At 69.8% G+C, this 19,040-nt stretch carries 14 protein-coding genes; 11 read left to right on the forward strand and 3 right to left on the reverse strand.

Translation table 11 applies throughout. The annotated features are described in order from the left end of the window. Positions 1-139 precede the first annotated feature (139 nt). The gene (locus ACFPCV_RS30800; protein ID WP_378059973.1) at positions 140-1,189 is read left to right on the forward strand and encodes a LacI family DNA-binding transcriptional regulator; all 1,050 of its coding nucleotides are present in this window, start codon (positions 140-142) and stop codon (positions 1,187-1,189) included. A gap of 152 nt (positions 1,190-1,341) precedes the next feature. Here ACFPCV_RS30800 and ACFPCV_RS30805 read toward each other — a convergent pair whose 3' ends face one another. Beyond that, positions 1,342-1,611, reverse strand: coding sequence for a hypothetical protein (locus tag ACFPCV_RS30805; RefSeq protein ID WP_378059974.1), 270 nt, complete (start codon positions 1,609-1,611; stop codon positions 1,342-1,344). Positions 1,612-1,732: 121 nt separating this feature from the next. Beyond that, positions 1,733-3,364: an ABC1 kinase family protein gene (locus tag ACFPCV_RS30810; RefSeq protein ID WP_378059976.1), complete on the reverse strand. Its 1,632-nt coding sequence runs from the start codon at positions 3,362-3,364 to the stop codon at positions 1,733-1,735. Between the two features lie 428 nt (positions 3,365-3,792). Here ACFPCV_RS30810 and ACFPCV_RS30815 point away from each other — a divergent pair, with 428 nt between their 5' ends. The 10 genes from ACFPCV_RS30815 (at position 3,793) to ACFPCV_RS30860 (ending at position 18,148) form a co-directional block, all read left to right on the forward strand. Beyond that, positions 3,793-4,059, forward strand: coding sequence for a phosphopantetheine-binding protein (locus tag ACFPCV_RS30815; protein ID WP_378059977.1), 267 nt, complete (start codon positions 3,793-3,795; stop codon positions 4,057-4,059). Positions 4,060-4,088: 29 nt separating this feature from the next. After that, positions 4,089-5,039, forward strand: a complete 951-nt coding sequence (locus ACFPCV_RS30820; RefSeq protein WP_378059979.1) for a beta-ketoacyl-ACP synthase 3 — start codon at positions 4,089-4,091, stop codon at positions 5,037-5,039. A gap of 27 nt (positions 5,040-5,066) precedes the next feature. Beyond that, positions 5,067-6,095 carry a 3-oxoacyl-[acyl-carrier-protein] synthase III C-terminal domain-containing protein gene (locus ACFPCV_RS30825; RefSeq protein ID WP_378059981.1) on the forward strand — a complete coding sequence of 343 codons (1,029 nt, stop codon included), beginning with the start codon at positions 5,067-5,069 and terminating at the stop codon, positions 6,093-6,095. A gap of 14 nt (positions 6,096-6,109) precedes the next feature. After that, positions 6,110-8,728 carry an aminotransferase class III-fold pyridoxal phosphate-dependent enzyme gene (locus ACFPCV_RS30830; protein WP_378059983.1) on the forward strand — a complete coding sequence of 873 codons (2,619 nt, stop codon included), beginning with the start codon at positions 6,110-6,112 and terminating at the stop codon, positions 8,726-8,728. A gap of 15 nt (positions 8,729-8,743) precedes the next feature. Next, positions 8,744-9,853: an acyl-CoA dehydrogenase gene (locus tag ACFPCV_RS30835; RefSeq protein ID WP_378059985.1), complete on the forward strand. Its 1,110-nt coding sequence runs from the start codon at positions 8,744-8,746 to the stop codon at positions 9,851-9,853. A gap of 4 nt (positions 9,854-9,857) precedes the next feature. Further along, positions 9,858-11,342 (forward strand): FAD/NAD(P)-binding protein, encoded by a 1,485-nt coding sequence (locus ACFPCV_RS30840; RefSeq protein WP_378059987.1) that lies wholly within the window; start codon positions 9,858-9,860, stop codon positions 11,340-11,342. Continuing rightward, a complete protein-coding gene (locus tag ACFPCV_RS30845; RefSeq protein ID WP_378059988.1) occupies positions 11,339-12,487 on the forward strand; it encodes a DUF3419 family protein in 1,149 nt (382 codons plus the stop codon). Before ACFPCV_RS30840 ends, ACFPCV_RS30845 begins: the two co-directional genes overlap by 4 nt. A gap of 32 nt (positions 12,488-12,519) precedes the next feature. Beyond that, positions 12,520-13,278: an SDR family oxidoreductase gene (locus ACFPCV_RS30850; protein ID WP_378059990.1), complete on the forward strand. Its 759-nt coding sequence runs from the start codon at positions 12,520-12,522 to the stop codon at positions 13,276-13,278. 16 nt (positions 13,279-13,294) lie between these two features. Next, entirely contained in the window at positions 13,295-14,701 is a 1,407-nt protein-coding gene (locus ACFPCV_RS30855; protein ID WP_378059992.1) for a tetratricopeptide repeat protein, read from the forward strand. A gap of 132 nt (positions 14,702-14,833) precedes the next feature. Continuing rightward, positions 14,834-18,148 (forward strand): S8 family peptidase, encoded by a 3,315-nt coding sequence (locus ACFPCV_RS30860; protein ID WP_378059993.1) that lies wholly within the window; start codon positions 14,834-14,836, stop codon positions 18,146-18,148. Here the strand turns inward: ACFPCV_RS30860 and ACFPCV_RS30865 are convergent. Further along, positions 18,130-18,690 carry an SRPBCC family protein gene (locus tag ACFPCV_RS30865; RefSeq protein WP_378059994.1) on the reverse strand — a complete coding sequence of 187 codons (561 nt, stop codon included), beginning with the start codon at positions 18,688-18,690 and terminating at the stop codon, positions 18,130-18,132. The genes ACFPCV_RS30860 and ACFPCV_RS30865 overlap by 19 nt on opposite strands. Positions 18,691-19,040: the final 350 nt, after the last annotated feature.

Consider the following 19,040-nt stretch of genomic DNA (forward strand, 5'->3'; position numbering starts at 1 on the left):
CCGGTGGCGCAAGCCTAGGTATCCCGCCGGATTAGTGTCAAGGCGGATCCCGGCTGATTGCCCGAAATAGACTACAAAAGTATGCTCAGCCGGTACGTCGAAACATTTCGAAACTTTCGGTCCTCGCAAAGGAGGATGAATGGCGACGGTCGACAGGTCGCCGGCGGCGGGCTCTGGGAAGCCGGCACCGGCGGGCGCCAGGCGCACCACGCTGGCGGTCGTCGCACATCTGGCCGGGGTCTCGGTCGCGACCGTGTCGAAGGTGGTGAACGGACGCAGCGACGTGGCGCCGGGGACCCGCTCCCGAGTGCAGGAACTGCTGCGCAGGCACGAGTACGTCGCACCCGTCGCCCGCCGCGCGCAGCCCGCGCCGCTCCCGACGATCGAGGTGCAGTTCGCGGGCGACCTCAAACCGTACGTGGCCGAGGCGCTCGGCGGGGTCGTCGACGCCGCGGGCGAGCTGGGCGTCGCCGTGGTGGTCAGCCAGCCGGACCGCGGCCCGCGGTGGGCACGGGACCTGGTCTCGACGGGTCGTCAGGCCCTCATCGCGGTCACCAGCGTGTACACCCCCGCGTACCTGGACGCGCTGACCCAGGCGGGTTTGCCGCTCGTCGTGCTCGACCCGCAGCACCAGCCGCACAGCGATGTCAACAGTGTCGGGCCGACCAACTTCGCGGGCGGCTTCGCGGCGACCCAGCACCTGCTCGGACTCGGCCACCACCGCATCGCCTACCTCGGCGGGCCCGCCGTCGCCGCCGCCAACCAGGCACGTGTGCACGGCTACCGGGCCGCGATGGAGGCGAAGAAGGTGCCGGTGCCCGGCGCGTACGTGCGGTCGGGAGAGTTCACGTACGAGACCGGCATGCTCGGCGCGGCGGCGTTGCTGGACCTCGCGGAGCCGCCGACCGCGGTGTTCGCGGCGAACGACGAGATCGCCCTCGGTGTCGTCGAGACCGCCCGCACCCGCGGCCTGCGCGTCCCGGAAGACCTGAGCGTGGTCGGCTTCGACGACACGCTCCTCGCCAGGGTGGCCTCACCACCACTGACCACGGTGCGGCAGCCCCTGCGCGAGATGGGCGGGGTGGCCCTGCGGACGGCGCTACGTCTCGCCGTAGGCGAGAAACTCGAGTCCCATCACGTCGAACTCGCCACCGAACTGGTGGTCCGGGCCTCGACGGCACCCATCTGACCCGCCGATGTCCCGGACGACGCCTTCGGGACGCCCAACGTCCCGAAAGCGTCGTTCAGGGCATGGCACCCACGCCCGCACAGCGGGCCCGGCGGGGGACCGCCGCGTCGTGGCGGCCGGCGGGAGGTTGTGCACGCCGTTCAGGCCACTGTCTACGGTTGTCGGTCGATGGGCGAGGTCATCCGGCCGGTGTCCCGCAGGCTGTCGGCCGGCCGGGCAGCGAGGTGACGCACCAGGAGGGACATCTGCTCGGTGAGTGCCTGCAGTTCCTCGTTGTTCCGCTTCGCGAGCTTGCGGGTACTGCCTTTCTTCCTCTTCTTTCTGCTCCCGAGACTGCGGCGGCCCGCACGCCGCACGTCCCTGCTGATGTCGTCCGCGCGGTCGAACATGTTGTCGAAGATGTTCTTTTTCCGCTTGGCCATTGTCACTCCGTTCTCTGTTCGGCTTTCCTTTATCAGTTTGGCACGCGCGCGAGTTCTCTTGTGGCCGGTGGAAGAGCCGTTGTGATGAACGTGTTGACCCGGTGCCGGGAAATGCGATCCGCTATGGCCGGTGGCGCCGTGCCAGCAGGAGCCCGACGAGTGCGCCGATGCCGACGTGTGCCAGTCTGCCTGTCCTGTCCGGTTTCTGCTGGTTCCGGCCGTCGACTGACTCGGTCCGCACCGTGAACTCCCTGTCGTTCAGGCTGCGGAGGATCTGGCGGGAGTTGTCCGGCGCGATGGCGCTGCCGAGCATGAGCTCCAGCGCGAACCGGCCACCCTGCCTTTTGGAGAGGAAGTCTTCGACCATGTCCGCCATGATGTCGACCATCGCGTCCTCGAAGACGTCCACGAGGGACAGTTCCGGCGCGAGGTTGCGCACGGAGCCCTCGATGTTGGCGAAGGACTTGCTCACCATGGAGATGTGCGGGCTCGTGTGGATGCGCCGCCTGGTGGAGTAGTACAGGACTTTGCTGAGTATCAGTCCGAAGTTGAGTTCGCCCACCGTCGCGGTCGACACCTTCGGCACCAGCATCGACAGGTCGCTCGCGAAGCCGTGCAGGTCGGCCCGCGCGGTGGCGTGCCCCATCTCGACCCAGGTGCGGGCCGTGGCCGCCGCGTCGTTCTGAGCTATGTTGATCATCAGCAGAGCGAGTTTTCTGCTCAGGGAGCGGTCGATGCGACCGACCATCCCCCAGTCGATGAGGGTGGCTTTCTCTCCCGGTTGTACGAATATGTTCCCCGGATGCGGGTCGGCGTGGAAAACGTGGTCGGTCAGGTAGCCCTGGTACATGAACTTGAGCAGGTCACGGCAGATGTTCTTGCGTTCCTTGGTGGCGAAACCGGCGCGGTCCGCCGTCGCGATGGAGGCGCCGGGAGCGAGGGTCTGCACAAGGATCCTCGGCGTCGCGTCCAGCACTTTCGGCACGGTGATGTGCTTGAAATCCCGCGCGGCGCGCCGCGCGTCCTCCATGTTCTGGGCCTCGATGGTGAAGTCCAGCTCCGGCTCCATGCCGTTGAAGATCACCCGCAGCATGGCGTCCAGGTCGATGAGCTCGTTGAACCCGGGCGCCAGCTTGCCGACGAGCCGGGCCACGCGCCGCATCCTCTTCATGTCCTCCAGGACCTGGGACCGGATCCGCGGCCGCTGGATCTTGACCACGGCCGCGGCTCCGTCATGCAGAACGACCCGGTACACCTGGGCCAGCGAGGCCGAACCCAACGGGTTCACCAGGTCGATCGACCGGAAGAGATGCCGCCAGTTCGGCATTTCCTGGTCGAGGATGGCGCCGAACTCGCCGAAGGGGCGCAGCGCAACGCTGTCGTGCAGATGCTCCAGTTCCTCGATCAGCACGTCGGAGATCAGGTCCGGCCGGGTGGAGAGCATCTGCCCCAGCTTGATGTAGAAGGGGCCCAGTTGTTCCAGCGCGTGCCGGACCGCCTTCGCGCGCCGCTGCGGCCGCGCGTCCGCCGGATTCGTCGCCGCGTCCCTGGCCGATTCCCGAGGACGGGACACGGTGTCCGCCGCGATGTTGCCGACCACCGTGGCCAGCAGCCGCGACCGGCTGGTTCTGTCGTGCGGACGGGTGTCGCCACGAGGGCGGGCGACTTCTTCGCCGGTGACGCGGGTGGTCGGGGACGCCAACGAATTACCTCCGTTGCTGTGGCCGCCGGAAAATGGTCGTGCGGACGACACCGTGTTCGCGGCGTCCGGCCGGTGTCTTCAGCATCAGAACACGGCGCAGGAAGAGTCACAACCGCAGCGTTGTGCCTTCATGATGAATCTGTTGAATGCATCACAACCGACATCGTGGACCGGTGCGGCATACGTTCTTGTCGTCCCGCGCATCACTCGAACGGAACATTCGCCCGGCCCCTGGTGGGTGCCTGTTGAATGAGTCGCACCCACCAGGTCGACGGCCGGTATTCGCCGCCGTGTCAACGGGTGGCTGGTTCCGTCCGTGACGGTTTCTTCAGGTGTGGCCGCATGATTTGCGTGACAATGATCTTAACCTGTTCGGGACGGTCGTCATCCGGATGTGTACCTTGCCGTTTCGCCGCGATCCGTGCCAGCGTGGAGCAGGAAATCATTTTGACTGTCTGTCCCGATGGGAGATGATTGCGATGACACCTGCGGACCTGGAGCAGATCCTGAACAGCGTGGTGAATGCGGACGCTAATTCGCCGAGCCAGGCGATCACGTTGTCCGAGCAGGACCTCGACCGCTCGCTCGACGAGTTGGAGGTCGATTCCCTGGCAAAGGCGGAAATGCTCGCCGTGCTGGACGACAAGTACCGGATCGCGGTCAAGGACGAGGACGCGGCGGGATTCAACACGCCGCGCGACGTCCTTGATTTCGTGACCAGACAATCTCGGCAGGGTGTGCTGTGAGCCTCGAAAACGGCCGGGGTTCGGCAATCATGGCGGCGGGTGCGTACCGGCCTGTCGCGGTGGACTCGGAGGAGGTCGCGCGCCGGCTGGGGGTGGACCGGGAATGGATCGTGTCCCGCACCGGTGTGGAGTCCCGAGGTCAGGCCGGGGGAGCCGAGTCGGTGGTGGCGATGGCGACCACCGCGGCCATCGAGGCGTTGCACGCCGCGGGGACGAGGGCGACGACGGTGGACGCGGTGGTGGTGGCGACGTCGACCAACCCGCAGCCCTGCCCGGCGATCGCGCCGCAGGTCGCCGCCGCGCTCGGGCTGTCCGTGCCCGCGTTCGACGTGAACATCGCCTGCGCCGGGTTCTGCTATGCGCTGCAGGTGGCTCGGTCGTTGATCGCCGTCGGTGACTGCGCCACCGTGCTCGTGATCGGGGCGGACCGGATGCTGGACATCGTCGACCCGGACGACCGGAACACCGCGTCGGTGTTCGCCGACGGTGCCGGTGCGGTGGTGGTGACCGCCGTCGACGGTCCTTCGGGAGTGGGGCCCGTGGTGTGGGGGTCGGTGGGCTCCCGGGCCGACGCGCTGGAGGTGCGGCCGACACAGTTCGAGGCCGCCAGTCCCGGTTCGGCGCGGCCGGCGTTGCGGATGGACGGTCTGGCCGTCACCCGGTGGGCCTGCGCCACCGTGCCGAAGGTGGTCACCGAGATCCTCCGGGTGACCGGGCTGGGCTGGGACGACGTGGCCGCGTTGGTGCCACACCAGGCCAACTGGCGGCTCATCAAGAAGATCGCCGCAACGCTCGAGGTGCCGGAGAAGGTCGTGGTCGCCGACGACGTGCGGGTCACCGGCAACACCAGCGCCGCGTCGGTGCCGCTGGCCCTGCACCGCCTCGTCTCCTCGGGGCAGGCTCGTTCCGGCCAGTGGGCGGTACTCGTCGGGTTCGGGGCCGGGCTGGCCTACGCCGGGCAAGCCGTCCGCATCCCCTGAACAGGTCGTGAGATGAGAATTCGATCAGTGGGTACGGCGCTGCCGTCCCGCACCGTCACGAACGACGACATCCTGGCCGAGATCACCGCCCACAGCGCGGACGGTTTCGACGGCGATCTCGGTCAGGCCGTGCGCAAGATAGGGAACTACCTGCGCTACACCGGATCCGACGAACGCCGCTGGCGGGCCGACGAGGAGCGGCCGATCGACCTGCTGCGTGACGCGGCGAACACCGCGCTGGCACAGGCGGAGCTGGCACCGGGGCAGATCGATGTGCTGGTCTACACCGGGATCGGCCGCGGATTCATCGAGCCGGGCGGTGCCTACCACTCCGCCGCGGCACTGGGCCTTGGCAACGCGCACTGCTTCGACATCCTGGACGCCTGCATGAGCTGGACCCGTGCCGTGCAGGTCGTGGAAGCCCTGTTCGCGTGCGGGCAGTACCGCACGGCGATGATCGTCAACGCCGAGTTCAGCCTGGGCAGTGGGGGAGCGGTGTTCCCGCACCTGTACCGGCTCGGCAGCATCGCCGACCTGGAATCGGTCTTCCCCGCCTACACCCTCGGCGAGGCGGCCACCGCGACCGTGCTCACCGCGGAGGACAACGAGCCGTGGGAGTTCCGCTTCATCTCCCGGCCGGACCTCGCTCCCCTGTGCAACGTGCCCCTGGAGGGTTACGAAGGCTACAGCGACCCCTCGGGCAAGCTCGCCGCGAACGGGGTCGGCCGCTTCACCTCCTACGGTTTCGAACTGCACCGGGAGGGCGCGGCGCACGCCATGGCGGTGTTCGAACGGCTCGGCGTGCGACCGGACACCGTCGCGGCCCTCTTCACGCATGCCTCTGGCAAGAACTACTGGCAGGGGATGGCCGACAAGGTCGGTCTCGGCGGGATTGTCGAGCACGTCTACCACAAGACCGGCAACGTGGTGTCCGCGTCCGTCCCGGTCGCCATGTCCGAGGCGATCGCGGCCGGCCGGTTGCGGCGGGGCGAGAGGGGCGTCGGCTGGCTCGGCAGTGCCGGAATGTCCTTCTGCGCCTTCACCTTCGTCCTGTGAAAGTGAGCTAGCCGATGATCACACATGTCGCCAGGGCGGCCGCGTGCGCCGCGCTGGGCGCCGCGCGGTACGCCGTGACCTCGATGTTCGGCCGCGGTGGCGGCCGAGAGCAACGGCGTGCCGACGTCGTCCTCGCGTTCCTGATCCGCATGGGCCCGATCTACATGAAGATCGGCCAGATCGCCGCGACCCGGTCGGACCTGTTGCCCGCGGAATGGGTCACCACCCTGCGGGCGTTGCAGGACCAGGCCCCGCACATGTCGCCGGCCAGGACCCGCCGGGCCGTCGAGCGCGAGCTGGGCGGGCCGCTGGAGCGGACGTTCCGCCGCTTCGATCCGAGCCCGGTGGCCAGCGCGTCGGTGGCGCAGGTCCACGTCGCCGAGCTGCTCGACGGCCGCAGGGTGGCGGTGAAGGTCGTCAAGGACGCGGTACCCGGGCAGATCGAGAAGAGCCTGGCCGCGCTCGCCGCGGTGCTGCGGCTGGTGCACCTGGCGGTGCCGAGGGCGCGCGAACTGAACCTGCCTGCGCGGTTCGACGAGGTGGCGCGGCTGCTGCGCCCGCAGGCGGACATGATCCGCGAAGCCGAGGCACAGCAACGCATCGGCGCCAACTTCGCGAAGCACCCCTACGTGAAGGTGCCCGGGGTGGTGCGCGGCCTGGTGACGTCGCGCCTGCTGGTCATGGAGTACGTGGACGCGATCGCGGGAAAGCACGCGGACAAGGTCGGGTTTCCTCGTGAGCGGCTGGCGCAGCGGCTGCAGGACACGATCTACACGATGCTGTACATGCACGGGGAGAGCCACGGCGACCCCCACCCGGGAAACGTCATGTTCACCCCGGACGGTGGGCTCGTCCTGCTGGACTACGGCGTGACGGTGGAGCTGAGCGAGGACGAGAAGTGGGGCCTGTCGTCGTTCTACTACGCGTGTTCCCGCAAGGAGTGGCACCTCGCGGTGGACCGGTTCGTCCGGTACTTCGTGGTCGCTTCGGAAAGGCTCGACCGCGACCGCGCCGCCTGCGACGCGGAGCTGACCGAGGTGCTGCGCCACCATTTCGACACCTGCTCCAACCAGTGGTCCACGGTCTCCTACTTCAACGACGTGAGTGCCGTCCTGCACCGGTACGACTCGCGGTACACCACCAAGTTCACGAAGGTGGAGCTGGTCTTCCTGTCCTGTGAGGGATTCGCGTCACAGATCGACCCGGAGATCGACATCTGGGCCAACGCGCGCAAGTTCACCGACCGGTACTCGCCGTACATGAACGACGAGGTGCGAACGCGGTTCACCGAAACGTTCACCGAGCGGATGCCCTCCTCGCTCCGGCTGCGGGACCGGGCCGCGACCACGCTCGTCGCGCCGACACACATCGACAGGTACTTCTTTCCCAGCTCGTTCCCCGTCTTCGTCGCCGAGGCCATCGACGGCAGGGTGCGTGACGTCGACGGCAACGAGTACGTCGACCTGTCCGGCGGATACGGGCCGCACCTCCTCGGCTACGCACACCCCGCGATCAACGCCGCGATCGTCGCGGCCACCGAGCGGGGCCTGGTGAACGGAATCGGCCACACGGCCGAGGTAGAACTGGCCGAGCTGCTCGTCGACGCGCTGCCGACGGCGGACAAGGCCGTGCTGTGCAACTCCGGGACCGAGGCGGCCCTGCTCGCCATCCGGATGTGCCGCGGCTACCGGCGGCGCAGCAGGGTGGCGAAGCTGGAGGGCCACTACCACGGGTTCTCCGACCAGGCGATGGTCAGCTCCTGGTTCCGGTTCGGCGGTGACCGGGACCAGCCGGAACCGGTCGCGGGCACGCTGGGCACCCATCCGTCCATTGTGGACGACACGGTGGTGTTGCAGTACGGCGACCTCGAAGGGCTGGCCCGGTTGCGCGACCACGCCGACGAGCTGGCCTGCGTGGTGCTCGAGCCCATGCCGACGTCGGTGGTCGCGCTCGAAGTGGAGTTCCTCGCCGAGCTGCGCGGGATCTGCACCGAGCTCGGCATTCCCCTGATCTTCGACGAGGTGGTCACCGGGTTCCGTGCGGCGTACGGCGGTGCGCAGGTGCTGGCCGGCGTCCACCCCGACCTCACCTGTCTCGGCAAGGTCATCGGCGGTGGCCTGCCGTGCGGCGCGGTGGTCGGCAGGGAGTACCTCATCGACATGGCGAGGAGCTCGCAGGATCCCTTCCACGACTACGAGAACAAGGTCTTCGCGGGCGGCACCCTGAGCGGCAACTCGCTGACCTGTGCCGCGGGCCTGGCCGCCCTGCGCCACCTCCGCGACCACCAGGAGATCTACCCTCGGCTGGAGTACAACACCCAGCTCCTGGCGGCACGGCTGCGCAAGGCGGCCGAACAACGCGACATCCCGTGCCGCGTCAACGCCCGCAACTCCTTCTTCAGCGTCACCTTCAGCCACCGCGCGGCGAAGCTGTACCGGGAACGCATGGCGGGCAGCAACTTCAAGGCCACGATCGCCCTGTCGTACTACATGCGCAAGCACCACGTGTACCTGCCGGAGCTGCACGTGTTCCTGATCAGTGCCGCACACACCGCCGAGGACCTGGACCAGGTCGCGATCGCCTTCGAGAAGTGTCTTGACGAAATGCTCGACGACGAACTGTTCGTCGTCTGATCGTGGAGGTTGCAAATGCGTTTCATGGCGCGTGAGCGCGAAACAGCGGAACGGTACCTGCCAGGGCTCGACGCCAGGCTGGGTGAGGTGCCGCAGGACACCCTGGAGTCGGGGCTGAGCCCGGGACTCGCGATCTTCCGCGACGTTGGCGGCCCCGGGCTGATGGTGGGTGCGGAGGACGGCGGGCTCGGCGCGTCCCTTGTGGACGCCGTGCGGATCCACCGCCTGCTCGGCGTGCACTCGCCATCGCTGGCCATCGCGGTCAACATGCACACCTGCACCGTCGCCGCCATCCCACCCGGCCCGACGACGGAGGACCTGCTGAGAACGGTGGCCAAGGGCGGTCTGTTCATGGCCTCCGCCTTCGCCGAGGGCAGACCGGGCACCACGGTGCTGGAACCGGCAGTGCGTGGTGAACGTGTCGATGGCGGCTGGCGGCTGAGCGGCAGCAAGAAACCGTGCAGCCTGTCGAACTCGATGGACATCCTCACCGCCAGCGTGCTGCTCGCGCGGCGTGCCGGGGACGAACGGGAGCTGGCGCTGGCGGTGATTCCCGCGTCGGCACCCGGGATCGAGGTGCTGCCGCTCGGCAACGGGCTGGTCTTCCCGGGCTCGGAGACCAACGAGGTCAGGCTGACCGACGTCGACGTACCCGAGGAGGCCGTGACGTTCTTCGGCCAGACCGAGGAGCTCAACGCCGCACTGTCCTCGGTCTGGCTCGTCTTCGAACTGCTGGTCTCGGCGTGCTATCTCGGCATGGCGAGCGGTCTGGTGCGGCGGGTGCTCGACGCGCACCGCGGTACCAGCTCCGACCGGACGCTGCTGGTCGGTGAGCTGGAGGCGGCCATGGCGGCGATCGAGGCGGTGGCGGCCGAGATCACCGGCGGCGCCGCCGACCCGGCGACCGTGGCCCGCACACTGCACGTGCGGTTCGCCGCGCAGCGCTCGGTCGAACGCACGTCGGCGCTGGCCACCGAACTGCTCGGCGGTGTCGGTTTCATGATCGGATCGACCGCGCAGCGGTACGCGGCGTGCCGTGCCCTCGCCTTCCACCCGCCGTCGCGGATCGCGGTCGCGGACCCACTGGACCGGTTCGTCGCCGGCGAGCCACTGATCGTCGCGTGACGCCATGACCATCGAGAGCACAGGACCGGTCGTCGTCCAGATCGGCCGAGGACCGACCGGAACGGCACTGGCGAGGCACCTGCTGCCCGCACTGCCCCCGGGTGCGCGATACCTGGTGATCGACCGGGACCCCGGCGCCGCCCGGCTCGCGTTCGGCACCCCGGAGCCGACCCACCTGCTCAACACCAGAGCCGGGAATTCGAGCCTGAACCGCGACGACCCCGACGAGTTCCAGCGTTGGCTGACCACGCGGGCCGAGTCGGACCCCGCACCCGAGTTCCCGCCCCGCGCGCTCTACGGCCGGTATGTGCGCGATGTCTTCGACCACGCGGTGCGCGAGGCGCGGGCGGCAGGAGTCGTGGTCGAGCTGGTGTCCGACTCCGCCGTCCGGATCGGCCGGGACGGTGCCCGCACCCAGGTGCACTGCGCCAGTGGCAGGGTGCTCGACGCCGACCGTGTGGTCACCTGCCTCGGCATGATGGCGGCATCCGAGCCCTACCCCGAGCTCGTCGGCCATCCCTCCTACTTCGCCAACGCCTGGCCACTGCCCGCGCTGCCGAAGGGCGCGACGGTCGCGGTGATCGGCACGCGGCTCACCGCGGTCGACGTCCACCTGACCCTGGCCGCCCGCTGGCACACCGGCCGGGTGCTGTTGGCGTCGCGTTCCGGTCGGCTGCCGAGGGTCCGTGGCGCCGAAACCACCGCCGCCGTGCCGCACCTGCAGCGGTGCGTACAGCTGGCGGTCGCGGCCGGCACGCTGTCACTGGCCGACTTCGGCCGGGCCCTGGTGGCCGACGTCGAGGCCGCCTCCGTGGCGCCGCCGGACTGGGAGCGGATCCTCGCGGGCGGTCCCACCACCCGGGGGATGCTGGCCGCCGATCTGGCCGAGGTCGACACCGGCGTCAAACGCGGCTGGCAGCAGGTGCTCAACGCGGCCGGGCCGCTGTGCGCACTGGCATGGCAGCTACTGGGCGACCGCGACCGCGACGAGGTCCTCACGAGATGGATGACCCCGATTCTCGTGCACGGCGCACCCATGCCGCCGCCCACCGCACGGCGGGTGCTGGCCGGCATGGACTCCGGGCGGCTCGGTGTGCTCGCGGGACTGCGTTCGGTGCGGCCGCTCGGCAGGAGGTTCGAGCTGGTGACCGGCCACGGCAGGCAGGAGGTCGACGTGGTGGTCAACGCGACGGGTGGGGGTACCGACGTCGCGGCCATGCGTTCCCAGCCGCTGGTGGCCGCCATGCTCGACGACGGCCTGCTCACCGCCCACCCGCTCGGTGGGGCCCGCATCGACGTCGGCACGTTCGAACCGCTGGACGCCTCGGGTGCGCCGGTGCGCGGGATCCACCTGGTCGGCGACCTCGCCCGCGGCGCGATGTTGATCACCAACGACGTCGGCGCGCTGGTCGCTCAGGCCGCTCAGGCCGCGGGCGCGATCCGGGCCGGGATGGCAGCAACCGTACTCAGCCGAACAGGACGACCATGACGAGCTCGAAGAAGAGGCACCGGCCGCTGCTCTACAGCACGTGTGACGAGGACTCCCGGTCGGAGGCCCGGGCCATGGGCATCACCGAGGGCGACGACGTGCTCAGCGTCACCGGCAGCGCCTGCCGCACGCTGAGCCTGCTGGTGAACAACCCGCGCTCGGTGACGTCCGTGGACAGCTCCGCCGGGCAGAACCACCTGCTGGAGCTGAAACTCGCCGCGATCCGCCATTTCTCCTACGACACCCTGCTCGAATTCCTCGGCGTCGACCATTCCAGTGACCGGTTGGCGTTGTTCGAGGAACTGGTCCCGGCACTCTCACCCGGGGCCGTCGGGTACTTCAGGCACTACCGGCGAGCGGTCCGGAACGGTGTGATCCTCGCCGGGCGCCATGAGCGGCTGTACCGCGGGATCGTCGCACCGGTGTTGCGCGTGTTGTACGGGTCCGCGATCCGCGAGCTGTTCGCCGCCCGGGACCTGGACCGCCAGCGCTCGGTCTACCGGCAGCGGATCGACGGTCCGCTGTGGCGGTCGCTGGTCCGCAACGGGTTCTCCGAGCGAGCGCTGCGACTCGTGCTCAACGACCACTCCTACAACGTGGTCGTCGACGTGGGGCACTGTGGCGAGTACGTGCTCGACCGCCTCGACCACACCCTCACCAACCACCTGGTGAGCGACAACGACTGGGTCTCGTTCATGTTCCACGGCAGGTACCCGGACCGGGAGGTGCTGCCACATTACCTGCGGCGCGAGAACGTCACGGCCATCCGCGCGGCGACGACCCTGGTCACCCCGGTCCACGCCGATCTGACCGGCTACCTGCGCGGCCTGCCCGACAGGTCCCTCGACAAGTTCTCCCTGTCCGATGTCACCAGCTGCATCGACCACGGGCAGTTCACGACCCTGATGTCGGAGGTCGTCCGGACGGCACGCCCCGGCGCGCGCATCTGCTACCGCAACTGCTTCGCCCGCCACCGGCCGGGCCCCGAACTGCTCGACACGCTCGAACGCGACGACGAACTGTGCGCCGCACTGGATTTCGACGACTACGCCTTCGTCTACGTGTTCGAGATCTTCAGCGTGCGGGACAGGGCCGGCCCGGTCGCCGACGGACAGGAGGCGGTCGCGTGTGAGCCGGCGACCTGAGCGACGTTCGTCGCACGAGGACAAGGAGAGTCATGGACAGGTACGGCGGCAGGAAGGCCGTGATCGTCGGTGGCACCCACGGTGTGGGGCTGGCCATCGTCAAGGCGTTGCTCGATGGGGGCGCCGAAGTGGTCCTCACCGGCAACAACGAGCACAATGCCGACGCCGCGCGGCGGGGGCTGGGGCGTGGGGCGCACGTGCTCCGCTCGGACGCCACTGATCCGGCCGACATCGAGGCGCTGGGCACGTTCGTCGAGGAGGAACTGGGGCAGGTCGACTACGTCCACGTCAACGCCGGGTTCTCGGAGCTGGCGCCGTTCGGCACGGTCACCGAGGCCGGCTATGACAGGACCTTCGCGGTGAACACCAAGGGCGCCTTCTTCACGGTGCAGCGGTTGCTGCCGCTGATCGCGGTGGGCGGGTCCGTGTTGTTCACCGCCGCAGCGGGCGCCGGGGTTCCCGGGCTGGCCGCCTTCGCGGGCGCCAAGGCGGCGCTCCGGGCGTTCGCCCAGGTGCTGGCCGTGGAACTGCTGCCAAGGCAGGTGCGGGTCAACGTGGTCAGCCCCGGCTTCATCGCGACCCCCACCCTGGGCGAGGGGAACGCCAGCCCGGAGTACCGGGAGCGGTTCGAAGCCCACGGCGCGGCGCTCACCCCGCTCGGCCGCGTCGGAACCGCCGAGGAGGTGGCCCGTGCCGCGCTCTTCCTGGCGTTCGACGCGACGTTCACCACCGCGGTCGAGGTGCCCGTCGACGGCGGTCTCGCGCAGCGCCTGATCCCGGTCGACCGATGAGCGGGCCGAGGTGGTCGTGACAGCACGGAGACGACAACGCAACGTCGCGTTGCGCGCGCTGATCGAGGAGGCGGGCTGGACGAACCACAGCTTCGCGAGCGCGGTCAACCGGGTGGGGGCGGAGGCCGGCGTCGCCCTCCACTACGACCGGACCACCGTGTCGCACTGGCTGGCGGGCAGCCGCCCACGGCCCCCGGTTCGCGGTTTCATCGCCGAGGCCCTGTCGCGCCGGCTCGGACGACCCGTTCTCGTCGCGGACGCCGGGCTCGGGGACACCTCGGCGGCGGCACCGCCGCACCCCGATGAGGACGGCGCCTCGGCATTGCTGCTGCTGGCCAAGGCAGACCTCGACCCCACCCGGCAGAGCGACCTGCGCAGGCAGCCCTACCAGCTGGACTGGACCGTGATGTTCGGGCCACCGGCCTCCCGCGACGGCTCGCCCGTGCCCGCCGGCCACGGTCAGCTCGACGCGATCAGGATGATGACCACCGCGTTCGCCACGGCCTTCGGGCTGTTCGGGGGCGGGCACGCCCGGTCCGCGCTCACCGCTTATCTCGCTGTGGACCTTCCCACCTGGCTGTACACCAGGACGGCCATGAGACGGGCGGTGCTCGGGGAGGCGGCGGTCCTGACCCACCTCGACGGCCTCATGTGCCTGGACAGCCTGCACCACAGTCTCGCGCAGCGTTACTTCCAGGTGGCGCGGCGACTCGCCGTGGAGGCGGGCGATCCCACCGCGCACGCGACCGTCCTGCGTTCGATGAGCGCGCAGGCCTGCTTCCTCGGCCATCATCAGTACGCCATCAGCATGGCCGAGCACGCGGTGGCCCAGGCCGGTGCCGCGACCTCGCCCGCGACCAGGGCGGCGCTGCTGGGACAGGCCGCCGTCGCGCACGGTGCCGTTGCCCACCGGCGCGCGGCCATGTCCTGCCTGCACGAGGCCGAGAAGTGTCTCGACGGCGCGGCCACGGCGAGCGCGAACGGGGAGCTGGCCGACCTCGCCGACCACACCGGCCGGGTACTCACCGACCTCGGTGACCTCGCGGGCGCCGAGACCGCGCTGCGCGACTCGTTGCGGCTGCGGCCTGGCACGGGCCGCCGGTCCAGGATGCTGACCACCCATCGACTGGCCGAAGTGCAACTGCGCCGGGGACAGCTGGACGCCGCGTGCGCGAGCTGGCAGCGGTTTCTCACCGACTATCCCGCCGTCTCCTCCGCCCGTCTGGAAGCCGCCGTGGCCGCCATGCGCAGACGGCTCCTGCCGTACTCGCGGAACCCGATCGTCCGAGCGACACTGCGGCAGGTCGGCCACAACACTGCCGACCTCCCGGAAACCGAGGCGCACCAACAGATGTGGCCAGACGGTATCGCCACGGCACGGGCGGACCAGGACGAATGCCTCGCCTCGAGCGAGGCTGGTTAGCTGCTGGCCGATACTGGACATGGCGACAACGCGCCATCACATAGCCGTTCCGCTCACCCGCCACTGTCCAGTAGGAACAGTACAACGCGGACAACGACCGGCCTCGGCACCGGACAGGCGCAAGGGAGACGAATGCGACGGCCATTGGCGATCGTGGCGGCCATCACGGCCGTGGCGCTCACGACAACCGTAGGAGCGACGAGCGCACCCATCTCGGCCGCTCCCCGGCACCAGCAGGAGGCGCCGGCATCCGACACGGTGACCCTGCTGACCGGCGACGTGGTGACCGTCACGAACGGACCCGGCGGCGGCGCCCAGATCGACGTCGAGCCAGGGCCGGGGCGCGACGGGGTGCGGTTCTCGACCACGCGGCACGACGGGCAGCTGTCCGTCCTCCCGTCGGACGTCGAGGCCATGGTCGTGGACGGTGGGCTGGATCCCCGGCTCTTCAACGTGACCCAGCTGATCGAGTGGGGTTACGACGACGCCGGGACGAACGAGATCCCCCTGATCGTCCGGCAGGCGGACGCGGGAAGGCGCATCGCGGCGACCGAGTCGGCCCGGCCGCTGGCGGGTCTCGGGATGACGGCGATGCGGGTGCCCAAGGACACGGCCACCACCGCGTGGCGTGACATGACCGGCCCGAGCACGCTCAGCAGCGGCATCTCCCGCGTCTGGCTCGACGGCAGGGTCGAGGCGAGTCTCGACCGCAGCACCGCGCAGATCGGGGCGCCCGCCGCGTGGCGGCACGGCTACGACGGCAGCGGCGTGACCGTCGCCGTCCTCGACACCGGGTACGACCCCGGCCACCCGGACATCAGGAACGCGGTCACCGCCGCGAAGAGCTTCACCGGCACCACCTCGGCGTCGGACGGGCACGGGCACGGCACGCACGTCGCGTCGATCATCGCGGGCTCCGGCGAAGCCTCCGGGGGCCGGTACCGGGGCGTGGCTCCCGGCGCCCGGCTCGCGGTCGGCAAGGTGCTCGACGACGGCGGCTCCGGCGCCGAGTCCTGGGTTCTGCAGGGCATGGAGTGGGCCGCGAGGCAGACCGGGGCGGAGATCGTCAACATGAGCCTCGGTATCGCGGACGGTCCCGGCACCGACCCGATCGAGGAAGCCGTCAACCGGCTCACCGAGGAGACCGGGACGCTGTTCGTCGTGGCCGCTGGCAACGACGGCGACCAGCCGGGCAGTGTCGACTCGCCGGGAACCGCCGACGCGGCACTGACCGTCGGGGCCGTCGACCGGTCCGACCAGCTCGCGGACTTCTCCTCCCGCGGCCCGCGCCAGGACGACAACGCGATCAAGCCGGACATCACCGCGCCGGGGGTGTCCATCGTGGCGGCCCGCGCCGAGGGCACCGAAATGGGGCAGCCCACCGACGAGAGCTACACGGCCGCCAGCGGCACGTCCATGGCGACCCCGCACGTCGCGGGGGCGGCCGCCGTGCTCGCACAGCGGTACGAGTCACGGCGCGAGACGCTGTCGCCGGACGAGCTGAAGGCCGCGCTGATGAGCACCGCGGAGCCGACGGACGGCGCAGGCGTGCACGACCAGGGAACCGGCCGGGTCGACCTCGGCAGGGCGATCCGGGGAGTCCGCTCGGACACCGGGAGCATCTCCGAGTTCCTGGAGTGGCCGCACGGCCCCCGGCAGCGGGTCACCCGGACGGTCACCTACCACAACGACACGGACCGGCCGGTCTTCCTGCGGCTCCGGACCGAACTGACCGCGGCGGACGGCGGACGGGCCCCCGGCAGGCTGCTCGACGTGCGACACCGGGACCTGGTCGTGCCGCCGCGCCGCCATCGGGAGGTGCCGGTCACCATCAACGGCGACGTCCCGCCCGGCGCGTACACCGGTGCTCTCACCGCCACCTCACGCGACGGCCGGACCAAGCTGCGCACCGCGATCGCCGTCACCGTGGACACCGAACGCTACCGGGTCACCGTCGACCTGATCGACCGCGACGGCAAGCCGTCGTCCACGAGCAACGTGGTCTCCTTCAACAACCTCGCCACCGGGGAGTTCGTGCAGGCCCGCTCCAACCAGGGGGCCGCGGTCCTGCGGCTGCCGCCGGGGGACTGGCACCTGCAGACCCAGCTCCTCACCCCTGGCGACGGGCCGAGCGCGTTGACCATCGCTTCCGCCACCGTCAAGGTGGCCGGGGCGGCGCAGACGGTCACCGTCGACGCGCGACAGGCAAAGCACCTCAGGGTCGACGTCGGTGAGCCGGACGCCAAGCACCGCGGTCACTGGATCGTCTACAAGTTCCCGGCAGGCGAGAGCGACTTCAGCTACGGCTATCTCGGCTACAACTGGGACGAGGGCTCCGTCCCGGAGGAGCTTCCCTACGTGCTGCCGATCAAGCGCGACGGGCTCACGTTCTTCCACCAGTCGGTCTGGGTCAAGGCGGACACCGAACCGACCCCGTACGCCTACCAGGTCGTCCGGAACAACTCCGACGGCGTGCCGGACGACCCGTCCGTCCGGGCCGACCGGGCCGAGATGGCCAAGATCAGGGCGACCTACCGAGCGGGCAACACCGACATCCCGTGGTACTCCTACTTCGGCATGGGACCACTCGTCCCGGGGCTGGACACCGCCACTCCGCAGTTCCACTTCGCCACACCCGCGGTGATCGACCAGTACGTCACGGCGGGGTACACGTGGCGGCGCTCGATGACCGCGCCGTACCCGGCGGACTTCGGTGGCAGCGCGACCATCGGCCCCGACATCACCCTGGCGGCCGGTGACGAACGGGAGGAGGTGTGGAACGGCGGCGTGATCGGGCCTTCGCTGCAGAACCCCGAAAAGGTCGCCACCCGTGACGGGAACGGCCTGAGCTACTCGCCGATGGACTACTTCGCGGACTCGACGCGAGGCCACTGGGGCAACGCGCACGCCAACGGCACGGTGACGCTCACCCGCGGCGACGCACGCGGCGAGGAGATCGCCAGCGCCGCCTACAACCGGTTCCTGAACCTCGGTGCCGAGCTGCCGCCGGAGGACGGGGAGTACACGCTCACCGTGCACGCCGACCGGTCCGGCTCCTTCCCCGCCGGGGCCACCGGCAACAGAGTGGACACCGAGTGGCGCTTCCGGTCCGCGCGGACGGAGGAGGCGACCGCCCTGCCACTGCTCGCCGTACGGCTGGTGCCACGCGGGCTGGACCCGATGAACCGTGCCGAGGCCGGGACCACCACCGAGATCCCGGTCCGGATCGAAGGCACCCCGGCAGGCAAGGAGCTCACGTCGGTCGAGGCGTCGTTCGACGACGGCCGGACCTGGCAGGAGATCCCGGTCCGGGCCGACGGCGACGGCTGGCTCGCGACCGTGGACAACCCCGGTTCCGGGTTCGTCTCGTTGCGTGCCAAGGCCACCGCGGCCGGCGGCAGCGCGGTCACCCACACCTTCGTCCGCGCCTACGCCGTGGTCGGCTGATCACCGCGGCGGTGGGCCGTTGTCGGCCCACCGCCGCCGGTCGTCGGTGCGGCGAGCGCGGCGAGGTGGTGCAGCGAGTTGACGAGATGCTTCGGGCCGAACGGCGGGAACTGGAGGTACTCCCGGATGTACCCCGGCACGGCCGACCAGTCGTAGGTGAGCGTGACCTCGGTCCCGGACCGACCGAGCGGCACCAGGTCGTACCGCCATACCCAGCCGCCGAACTCCAGCCGGCCGTCGTCCTTCTCCTGCCCCGTCAGCCAGCCGATGGCATGAGGCGGGTCGAGCACCTCGACCTTGTTGACGACCTGGTAGTCACCGTCGGGGTGGTCGGGGTGATGCATGTCCATCCGGAAGATCTGCCCCGCCTCGGTCAGCGGTACCCGGTCGGGAGATTCCTGGACCCAGCCGGTGCCGTCGATCGCGGCGTGGGTCGTCGGGTCGGCCAGCACCTCGAACAACCGCGCGGCGGTCGCGGCCACGGTCAGGGTGGCGCTCACGTTCTCCTTGGCCACCGCGGGAGCGGTAGTGGTGTCGGACATCATGATCCTCCGGTGAGCTGCGACCGGCGCATCGCCGGTCTCTCACCTTGGCCACGAACGCGTCCGCCGTCATTCGACACCATCGCGGAACCGGTTCTGGTCCTGTGGGTTCGTCCTCGCCGGACGGACAGGTCTCCCGGGGCGATGCGGTGAAAGGCGCGTTCACGGCACAACCGGTGCCGTCAATGGCACATTGACGGCGCTGAGTGCTGTGAATGGCCCATTGACGGCATCCCGAATGCCGTCAACGCGCCTTTCACAGCACCAAAAGCCGGGCGCGCAGCGCCCAGCCCGCGAACGGGCCCTGCGGAGCAGGGCATTGCCAAAGTACCCCTGACGGTGGCGCAAGC

The organism is Actinophytocola glycyrrhizae (assembly GCF_042653545.1).
Lineage (GTDB): Bacteria > Actinomycetota > Actinomycetes > Mycobacteriales > Pseudonocardiaceae > Actinophytocola > Actinophytocola glycyrrhizae.

Excerpts from the sequence above, each read along its gene's own strand:
- ACFPCV_RS30800 (WP_378059973.1), top strand. The coding sequence starts at position 140 with ATGGCGACGGTCGACAGGTCGCCGGCGGCGGGCTCTGGGAAGCCGGCA.
- ACFPCV_RS30805 (WP_378059974.1), bottom strand. The coding sequence starts at position 1,611 with ATGGCCAAGCGGAAAAAGAACATCTTCGACAACATGTTCGACCGCGCG.
- ACFPCV_RS30815 (WP_378059977.1), top strand. The coding sequence starts at position 3,793 with ATGACACCTGCGGACCTGGAGCAGATCCTGAACAGCGTGGTGAATGCG.
- ACFPCV_RS30820 (WP_378059979.1), top strand. The coding sequence starts at position 4,089 with ATGGCGGCGGGTGCGTACCGGCCTGTCGCGGTGGACTCGGAGGAGGTC.
- ACFPCV_RS30830 (WP_378059983.1), top strand. The coding sequence starts at position 6,110 with ATGATCACACATGTCGCCAGGGCGGCCGCGTGCGCCGCGCTGGGCGCC.
- ACFPCV_RS30835 (WP_378059985.1), top strand. The coding sequence starts at position 8,744 with ATGCGTTTCATGGCGCGTGAGCGCGAAACAGCGGAACGGTACCTGCCA.
- ACFPCV_RS30840 (WP_378059987.1), top strand. The coding sequence starts at position 9,858 with ATGACCATCGAGAGCACAGGACCGGTCGTCGTCCAGATCGGCCGAGGA.
- ACFPCV_RS30845 (WP_378059988.1), top strand. The coding sequence starts at position 11,339 with ATGACGAGCTCGAAGAAGAGGCACCGGCCGCTGCTCTACAGCACGTGT.
- ACFPCV_RS30850 (WP_378059990.1), top strand. The coding sequence starts at position 12,520 with ATGGACAGGTACGGCGGCAGGAAGGCCGTGATCGTCGGTGGCACCCAC.
- ACFPCV_RS30860 (WP_378059993.1), top strand. The coding sequence starts at position 14,834 with ATGCGACGGCCATTGGCGATCGTGGCGGCCATCACGGCCGTGGCGCTC.
- ACFPCV_RS30865 (WP_378059994.1), bottom strand. The coding sequence starts at position 18,690 with ATGTCCGACACCACTACCGCTCCCGCGGTGGCCAAGGAGAACGTGAGC.